The sequence below is a fragment of the Lysinibacillus sp. S1 genome (assembly GCF_044986265.1).
GTDB lineage: Bacteria > Bacillota > Bacilli > Bacillales_A > Planococcaceae > Lysinibacillus > Lysinibacillus capsici.
The window spans coordinates 2,289,984-2,298,335 of the sequence record NZ_CP173154.1 but is presented as its reverse complement, the minus strand read 5'-3'; the positions used below and the strand labels follow the sequence as shown (position 1 = coordinate 2,298,335).

General features: G+C 35.8%; 9 protein-coding genes. 4 read left to right on the top strand and 5 right to left on the bottom strand.

Translation table 11 applies throughout. The annotated features are described in order from the left end of the window. Positions 1 to 83 precede the first annotated feature (83 nt). Both ACHZEU_RS11490 and ACHZEU_RS11485 read left to right on the top strand, forming a co-directional pair. Positions 84 to 1,214, top strand: a complete 1,131-nt coding sequence (locus tag ACHZEU_RS11490; RefSeq protein ID WP_048393322.1) for a LuxR C-terminal-related transcriptional regulator — start codon at positions 84 to 86, stop codon at positions 1,212 to 1,214. A 303-nt stretch (positions 1,215 to 1,517) separates the two neighbouring features. Beyond that, the gene (locus ACHZEU_RS11485; protein WP_404804550.1) at positions 1,518 to 2,066 is read left to right on the top strand and encodes an RNA polymerase sigma factor; all 549 of its coding nucleotides are present in this window, start codon (positions 1,518 to 1,520) and stop codon (positions 2,064 to 2,066) included. Between the two features lie 106 nt (positions 2,067 to 2,172). Here ACHZEU_RS11485 and ACHZEU_RS11480 read toward each other — a convergent pair whose 3' ends face one another. The 5 genes from ACHZEU_RS11480 to ACHZEU_RS11460 all read right to left on the bottom strand — a co-directional run bounded on the left by ACHZEU_RS11480 (position 2,173) and on the right by ACHZEU_RS11460 (position 6,515). Further along, positions 2,173 to 2,619 carry a MarR family winged helix-turn-helix transcriptional regulator gene (locus tag ACHZEU_RS11480; RefSeq protein ID WP_009371643.1) on the bottom strand — a complete coding sequence of 149 codons (447 nt, stop codon included), beginning with the start codon at positions 2,617 to 2,619 and terminating at the stop codon, positions 2,173 to 2,175. Positions 2,620 to 2,642: 23 nt separating this feature from the next. Next, entirely contained in the window at positions 2,643 to 3,047 is a 405-nt protein-coding gene (gene spx / locus ACHZEU_RS11475) for a transcriptional regulator Spx (protein WP_004225558.1), read from the bottom strand. Positions 3,048 to 3,484: 437 nt separating this feature from the next. Then, positions 3,485 to 5,056, bottom strand: a complete 1,572-nt coding sequence (locus ACHZEU_RS11470) for an ABC-F family ATP-binding cassette domain-containing protein (protein ID WP_404804549.1) — start codon at positions 5,054 to 5,056, stop codon at positions 3,485 to 3,487. 34 nt (positions 5,057 to 5,090) lie between these two features. After that, a complete protein-coding gene (locus tag ACHZEU_RS11465; protein ID WP_004225556.1) occupies positions 5,091 to 5,276 on the bottom strand; it encodes an SE1832 family protein in 186 nt (61 codons plus the stop codon). A 126-nt stretch (positions 5,277 to 5,402) separates the two neighbouring features. Continuing rightward, positions 5,403 to 6,515: a PseG/SpsG family protein gene (locus tag ACHZEU_RS11460; RefSeq protein ID WP_404804548.1), complete on the bottom strand. Its 1,113-nt coding sequence runs from the start codon at positions 6,513 to 6,515 to the stop codon at positions 5,403 to 5,405. A 318-nt stretch (positions 6,516 to 6,833) separates the two neighbouring features. On the opposite strand from ACHZEU_RS11460, the gene ACHZEU_RS11455 reads away from it, so the two are divergent. Together ACHZEU_RS11455 and ACHZEU_RS11450 are read left to right on the top strand one after the other, a co-directional pair. Next, positions 6,834 to 7,664: an oxidoreductase gene (locus ACHZEU_RS11455; RefSeq protein ID WP_048393330.1), complete on the top strand. Its 831-nt coding sequence runs from the start codon at positions 6,834 to 6,836 to the stop codon at positions 7,662 to 7,664. 128 nt (positions 7,665 to 7,792) lie between these two features. Next, positions 7,793 to 8,347, top strand: a complete 555-nt coding sequence (locus ACHZEU_RS11450) for an NADPH-dependent FMN reductase (RefSeq protein WP_054549088.1) — start codon at positions 7,793 to 7,795, stop codon at positions 8,345 to 8,347. Positions 8,348 to 8,352: the final 5 nt, after the last annotated feature.

Here is an 8,352-nt window from a genome sequence, read left to right as displayed (position 1 = left end):
ATCCTATAAGATGCTGTATAATATAGTGAGTGAATATCCTCCATTTATAGGGGTATTTTTAGTGTGAAGGAGAAGAATTTCCTATGACGCATCCATTTCAATCAATTGAAGAAGTAACACTTCAAGAGTTTGTGTTGTTTATTAAAATCCATCATCAGCAAATTGAAGAGAATACAATTATTTACCTTAATCTAGAACCTTCTATAACTGGGGCAGATCGAAAAAGAACAGCAATGCTATTAGATTCATTTTTGCGTTTAATGACACATGCAAATATCGATGAATTAAATAATGATGAGAAGAGTTTTTTCAACACATGGCTTCAATCACAGTTGTCCATTATTGATAGGAAGAGCTTTAATTTATTTCAATTAATATTTGAGAAATCGTTGATTACTTTTATGATTCAACAGAAGAGTAGTCGAACGAACGCCATCTTCATGTATGTATTATCGACATTTACGTTACTTGTAGAGCTTTATTATGACTGTGAGGGAGATAACCAAACTAGTAACATAGCTAGCGAAAATCAGAAAATTAGGCACTTACAATTATTAGATAGGCTTGATAAATTGCTTATTAGTTCCTCAGGTTATCAGGATTTAGCGCTGATTTTAAAAAAATGTGAAGAGTATTTTAGTTATAAAAGATGTGTATTTTACGCATATGTCCCATGGTCCAATCAATTTTATGGAGTTATTGGCGCAGAGCTGCCTAAGGTGCAAAGCATGAAAGGGGAGTTGACTGGGGAAAACACGATACTTAGTTCAAGAAAGCCCATTTATTTAAAAAATCCTAAAAATTACGTGAAAGAAGAGCATATCCAATTATTTAATTTATCCTCGATTATTTTTATTCCCATTTTGCGTCAAGAGCAATTATTTGGATGGCTAACATTTGATCAGCTAGGGGAGGAGTTTGATTGTACAAAGGAAGAATTAACACTCCTTGAGGAAGTAGGGAAGCGTTTAGGTTTATTTTTATCACGTAAGGGCGAGAAGGTAGAAAAGAATACAGTGCTTCATTTAACTGAAAGGGAATCGATGATACTTGGCCTGCTTGCCGAAGGATATGATAATAAAAAAATTGCTGGTTTATTATTTTTAAGTGAGCATACTGTCAGGGATTATGTAAGCAGTCTTATGACAAAGCTCAAAGCAAAGAATCGAACACAGGTCGTTGCCTCAGCCTTTCGTCTAGGACTGTTAAGCTAAAACACCAATGCACTTCTATTAGGAGTGCATTTTTTGTTTCTTCAAATGACAATAAATTACTAATTAATATTCTGACAATAAATACTATTAAAAATATAGTTTAAATAATAGGTAACTATTGTCATCAAAAGCTTTTTTGGAGGGAAAGCAGTATAGTAGTAAAACAATTTTTACGAATATTACAAGTGAAAGCGATTAAGCTTACACGATTGTAATGAAATTGAAAGCCAATGCGATAGAGTGTAATACATTATTTTGCGAGAATGTGTATAGAAGCAAGAACAAGAAGCGGAGGCATACACAATGAATGAAAAATTAGAAGGCGTATACGAGGAATACAATCGTTATATATATCATTTATGTTTAAAACTAACTCGCAATAATATAGAAGCTGAAGATTTAATGCAAGAAGTTTGGGTTAAGGTTGTACGCTATGAAGATAGCGTGGCCGAAGTAGAGCATATTAAAGCTTGGCTGACAACTATTACAATGAATACATTTAGAGATCGCTATCGTAAAAAAGTACGACGTAGCAAATATATGATGAACCAACCTGAAACATTAGACGTGCCGATTCTAGATTTGGTTCCCAATAACGATATTTCTACAGAAGAAAAAATTGAAAAGGACATTGTAACAAAACTAGTCCAGGATAAAATGGAGCAATTAGATGCTATTTATAGAAAGACTTTATGGTATTTCTACATAGACCAATACTCACTTGCAGAAATCTCTACAATTATGAAAGTTTCCATTGGTACTGTGAAATCTCGTTTATTCCGTSCAAWGGCTCGATTAAWAGAAATGCTCATGTCAGMTACAGCTATTKTGGAATMTGTVCTACCAGCGTAATAAWGCARAWKGGTYGCACATCACAGTACTTAGACGGAAGTATTTGGTCGACTAATCAAAAAAGATGCATTCGCAAACAGTTGCAAATGCATCTTTTTATTGTGCTTTAATCTGGTCGATTTGTCTCCACATCCAATAAACATTTAGAGAAAATAGTTCGTAAGGTTTGCAGTTCCTCCGCTGTTAGCATACCAAACATATTATTAATGATTTCGCTCACTTGTTGACGAGATTCTTTTAATATGTTTTCACCGTCAGCCGTAATGACTAGTTGAGAAGCACGGCGGTCTGTGGCATGCTGTGTTTTTTCAATAAAGCCACCATTTATCAGCTTGGTTGTTAAAACAGTGACACCACCAGTAGTTACTTTTAACCGCTCAGCAATAGCAGAAGGGCGTTTTGGGCCCTCCTGCGATAAGTAGTCTAAAATTAAAATATGGGATTTTGAAAAGCCGAGTACATTATGATTATTCCACTCGTTTGCCCACTTACGCTCAATAGATGAAACGACTTCAAACAACGAGGTAATGGCTTTTTGTTTTTCTTGGTCCATAGAAGGTCATCTCCAAAACTGTTTTAACTTTCTTGTGCCAATCTTGTCATCGCATTTAATTCGTAAGCACGTACTTTACGTGGGATAAAACGACGGATGTCCATCTCATTGTAACCAACTTGAATACGTTTTTCATCTATTATAATAGGGCTACGCAACATTCTTGGGTGTGCCTGAATGATAGCAAATAGCTCTTGAATAGAAAGTTGGTCGATGTCGATATTTAAGTTTTTAAAGTCATTTGAGTTTGTTGCAATGATTTCATCTGTGCCATCTTCAGTCATACTTAGAATTTCTTTGAATTCTGCAAGTGTAAGTGGGTGAGATGTAATACGTTTTTCTTTATATTCTATGTTGTGATCTTTTAACCATTTAAGTGCTTTTCTGGATGAAGAACAGCTCGCTTGTGAGTAAATTGTAACTGTCATTCTTCATTCCTCGCTTTCTTTTTTAGATTATATTTTACAAATAGCATATTAGTAAGTTAATAGTTTACATATATATCTTACTAGTAAGCTATATATAAATCAATAGTTAATTGAAAAAATTTCTCAATCGAATTATTATTTTTTCAGTTATCTGCAAATATACGAAGATAAGCGTAAAAAGTTTCGTTTATTCAGCTTACAATGATGTAAGTTATGTTAACTCTATAGAAAATGTCTTTTTAAGCTATAAAATCGATGTTGAATTGATAGGGACTACTAGAATTCTAAGTTGTCTCGTAGGAGAGAGTTAGATGGAAGTAGGGGTAAAATTGTTAGTCCACTGATTATAGTATGTTTAAATGAGGCTATTTATACATAGAACTTAAAAAAATTTAAAAGAGCAGCCCCATAACATGTTGGAGCTGCCCTTGAAATAATTAGTCTTGGCCTTGTTGTCCAGAAGTAAACCAATCTTGAACATTCCAGACTTTTGTTACGAGTCCTTCATAGAAATCAGGTTCGTGACTTACTAGCACAATGGTACCTTTAAATTCTTTCATGGCACGTTTTAATTCATTTTTTGCATCTACATCTAAATGGTTTGTCGGTTCATCGAAGAGAAGCCAGTTAGCTTCCTCCATCATTAATTTACATAAACGCACTTTAGCTTGCTCGCCACCAGATAAAGAATTAAGCGGACGTGTAATATGGTCAGTTTTTAGGCCAGCTCTTGCTAAAGCTGCACGTACTTGGGCTTGTTCCATAGAAGGGAATGCATTCCAAACATCATCAATTGGCGTGATTTTCTCAGCTTTTACTTCCTGTTCAAAATAGGAAGGATATAGGTAGTCACCACGGACTACTTTCCCACCAAGCGCATTAATTTTWCCTAACATTGTTTTTAATAATGTGGATTTAACAACACCATTCATACCGACTAAAGCAATTTTTTCTCCTCGTTCAATCGCAAAAGAAAGTGGATGAAGTAATGGCTTGTCTTTATCGTAACCAATCACTAAGTTCTCAGCCTCTACAACATAGCGGCTAGATGAACGGGCTTCTTTAAAACCGAATTCTGGTTTTACAGCTGTTTCTGGGCGATCAATTCGCTCTAAACGATCAAGTTGCTTAGCGCGTGATTTTGCACGACCAGTAGTGGAGTAACGAGCCTTGTTTTTGGCTATAAAATCTTCTTGCTTCTTGATGAACTCCTGTTGCTTTTCATAGGCTTCAATATGCTGACGTTTATTGATTTCAGCAAGTTCAAGGAATTTTTCGTATGTTGCAGTATAACGAGTTAATTTAGAAAATTCCAATTGGAAGATGACATCCACTGTTTCGTTCATAAATTCTGTATCATGTGAGATTAGAAGGAAAGCATATGGATAGTTCTTTAAATAAATTTTCAACCAAGTAATATGTTCCTCATCAAGATAGTTCGTCGGCTCATCTAATAAAAGTACTTTTGGCTTTTCTAATAAAAGCTTAGCGAGTAGTACTTTTGTGCGTTGTCCACCAGAAAGAGCAGCTACATCACGTTCTAAGCCAATGGCATCCAAGCCAAGTCCACGTGCCACCTCTTCAATTTTCATATCTAATGAATAAAAATCTCCTGCATCTAATGCATCCTGCACTTCTGCCATTTGTTCTAAAAGTACTTCTAATTCTTCAGGCGTTGCGTCTGCCATCTTGCCCGTAATTTCATTCAGTTCTTCTTCTTTTTTATATAATGGTAAAAAGGCATCGCGTAACACTTCACGCATTGTTCTACCAGCCGTTAGTACGGTATGCTGGTCTAGATAACCATAGTGTGTACCAGGCAGCCACTCAACTTTTCCTGTATCGTGGATCGTTTGACCTGTAATGATGCCCATTAATGTAGACTTACCGACACCATTAGCCCCTACAAGTCCAATATGATCACCTTCCACTAAGCGAAACGATACATCTTTAAAGAGTGTACGATCACCGAAAGAATGACCTAAATTATCTACTGTTAATATTGCCATATCTGTTCCTCCAACTATCTTTCTTGTTTACATTTTATAGTTCTGCAAGCTGCTTGTTAAGTTCTGCTAATTGAGCTTCCATATTCGCAAGACGTTGCTCTGCCTTAGCTACCTGATCGTTGTGTCCAGTAGACTCCAACTTTTCTATATCACCTTGTAAATTCATATAGTCCATTTTTAACTCTCTAATTTGGTATTCAATATCACTTTTTGTTGGCATGAAGACTACTCCTTTTGAGAATATTTTTATAGTGAATGCGTGTAAAAGCGATGGAGGTTTTAAGAATCCCCCACCGCTTATTCTTTAAAATCAATCGGGTACTTGTTGAATTTATTTATGTCCCAACTACTGTAAGAGCTGTTGGAGTGAAAAATTCTTATATATTGTATCATAATCATCTTCGACGTAGCACTCAGTAGAAGCGATATTATGACGAGCGTAAGCAAAATCTAAGAGTAAAGCTTGAAGTGTTTCATTATTACCAGCAAGATTGAGTTGTCGCTGTTTTCTCACTGCTCGTTCACTGCGAGCTTCGTGTAAAAGAAATTCCATGACAGCATTTTGGATTTGTGATTGCTTCATTTTACGACCAAGTCCTAGATGGATAAAGCCATTATGCTCACGAGGAAAAGCATGTAAAAGCTCAGCTTCAGTTTGCGCAAGTGTAATGCATGGCACGCCATAAGAGGCAATTTTATAAGGTGTATAGTTAGCATTACAAATAATGACATCTGCTTTAGGTAGTAGTTTGAGGAGTGCATCTTTATCTCGAAGAATAGCAGTATTGCGACGACTAAGTACCATCATTTGCAAGTCATCCGTTGCATGGCGATAGCTGTCGTCAATCATAACTGTAATTTGTAGTGGTATTTGTAGCTGAGTTAGGTGTCGAAGTGTTCGATACGTTAAATTATGCTCGTCCCCATCCTCGAAAGCGACAACGATATGAGGCGGATTTTCAGGTGTTTTACTATCAGGTATATTATCGAAATGTTGATAGGCATCTGGCAAGGCAAAAACAAAGCTTCCACCAATATAATGCGATGGTAAATAATCTTTCACTTCTTGATAGAGTGCTAGTAATACACAATCACAGGCTTGGCCACCTTCACCAAAATCATCAAAATGAATAATTGTTTTGCAGAAAKGTCGTAATTCCTCTACTTGCCAGCCTTCAGAATTTCGCCCATCTCTAACAATTAAATCAGGTTGAAGTCCTTTGATTTGCTTAGGTAATTCGTTAAAGTGATCAAATAGAATAGGAGTAACTCCTTCATTCATTAAAATTTGGATTCCGTCATTTGAAGGAGTCTTTACAAAGATAAAAACCTTCTCATTCGAAAGTAGTTTAGCTAATGTTGAAACCCGTTCAAAAGGATACAGCCCTTTATCAATACAGCTTTCAATAATGAAAACAATCGTTTTTTTTGGTTCAATTGCGTGTGTTTCGTTTTGCAAATGTATCCCATCCTTTCCTCTGTCTCTTTAAATTATGGCGAAGAAAGAGCAAGTATGTGTAAAATTTAGGATTTGATCATGATTGTCTCTAGCGGTATCTTCTAAAATAGCTATCTTTAATCAGTTTTAATCATCAAAAAAATGGTCGATATATATAGTAAGGCGAATTGTAGGAATATACATAACAATTGGAAGTTCTTTATCTTGGTTCGAAAAATCCCTCTACAAATGGAGATGATGGGATGTTTTGTTTAACTCCGATGTGTCAAGATAAGCGTAATTGATATACTATCAATAAGTAGAAGGACGGGAGAAAAAATGAGTATGCGTGCAGCGATTGTTGTAGGGGCGACTGGTTTAACCGGCTCCGCTCTAGTTGAACAATTATGTGAACATGATGAGTATATTTCAGTAACAGTTATTGCACGAAGAAAGCTAACTTATACGCATCCAAAGTTAGAAGTGAAAATTCGTGATTTTGATAGAATAGAAGAAAACGATATAGGATTTGCTCATGAATTGTATTGTTGCTTAGGTACAACCATTAAAAAGGCAGGCTCTCGTGAAATGTTTGAAAAGGTAGATTTTGAATACCCGTTAGCAATTGCCTCTTTAGCAAAAAAACGGGGAATCCCTCATTTTCTTGTGATTACTGCAATGGGAGCTAATGAAAATTCTCCATTTTACTATAATCGAGTTAAAGGTAAACTTGAGCGTGATTTAGAGGAACTAGGCTTACAAAGGCTTTCCATTATTCGCCCATCACTCTTAGTAGGGAACCGTGATGAATTTCGATTAGGAGAAAAGGCAGGAGAAAAATTATTAAAGCTTGCACAGCCTTTATTAATTGGACCTTTAAAACGTTCTAGAGCAATTGAAGCCACACAAGTGGCAAAGGCTATGATTATCATTGCCCTATATGGTAAACAACAGCCAGTCACTATTTATCCATCAGATGAGTTAGCAACATTAGAGTATCCGGAAGTACCAGAAGAGGACATTTCAAGAGAGATATTATTTAATTGGGATAAGCTGAATGAAGGCGAGAAAGTTAATCGTGAGGTTGTCATTAATCGAGATAAATATAAGCTTGAGGAAACGGTCATTGATAAGGAAGTCCATTTCCGACAACGTGATCAGGATAATTAATTTAGGGATTAAATTTGTCGTTCCGTCTAAAGACTGAATTTATATCAATTGTCATGACAATCCTTTCCGAGCCACTTTTCATTTGTTACAATATTATTGTAGAAGATGAATGTGGAGGCAAAGTAAAGATGAAAATTTTACTCGTAGATGGCACGATGTTTGGTCGTAAAACTGGTGCTATTTTAGAGCAAGTAGAGCAATATATTAAAGAATTAGATGCTAGTTTCGAGTTAGAAATGATGCATTTTAGTCAATATAAGCATCAAATTGTGGATGGTTCTCCATTAAATGATGATATGAAAAAAATGATTCAACAATTTGAGGAGGCAGATGCTTACATTATTGCAACGCCTATTTTCCAAGCGTCTATTCCAGGCGTTTTGAAAAATGCCTTTGACTTCTTACACCCTAAAACAATGCGCTATAAGCCCGTATCCATTGTTGCAAATGGAGGCACATATCAGCATCACCTTGTAGTCGAAAATCAGCTAAAACCTATTTTAGACTACTTCCGAGCGCTTGTTACGCCAAATTATGTGTATACACATACATCACATTTCGATGCAAATAATACTATTGTAGATGCAGACGTTCATAGTCGTTTACGTGAATTAGCTCGTGTATTTGTTCAATACTGTGAAATGAGCAAGAACTTGCCCAAAGAAACAATTGACCAACATTAAGATAG

Coding starts and splice junctions, on each gene's coding strand:
- ACHZEU_RS11490 (WP_048393322.1), top strand. CDS start 84: ATGACGCATCCATTTCAATCAATTGAAGAAGTAACACTTCAAGAGTTT.
- ACHZEU_RS11480 (WP_009371643.1), bottom strand. CDS start 2,619: ATGGACCAAGAAAAACAAAAAGCCATTACCTCGTTGTTTGAAGTCGTT.
- spx (WP_004225558.1), bottom strand. CDS start 3,047: ATGACAGTTACAATTTACTCACAAGCGAGCTGTTCTTCATCCAGAAAA.
- ACHZEU_RS11465 (WP_004225556.1), bottom strand. CDS start 5,276: ATGCCAACAAAAAGTGATATTGAATACCAAATTAGAGAGTTAAAAATG.
- ACHZEU_RS11455 (WP_048393330.1), top strand. CDS start 6,834: ATGAGTATGCGTGCAGCGATTGTTGTAGGGGCGACTGGTTTAACCGGC.
- ACHZEU_RS11450 (WP_054549088.1), top strand. CDS start 7,793: ATGAAAATTTTACTCGTAGATGGCACGATGTTTGGTCGTAAAACTGGT.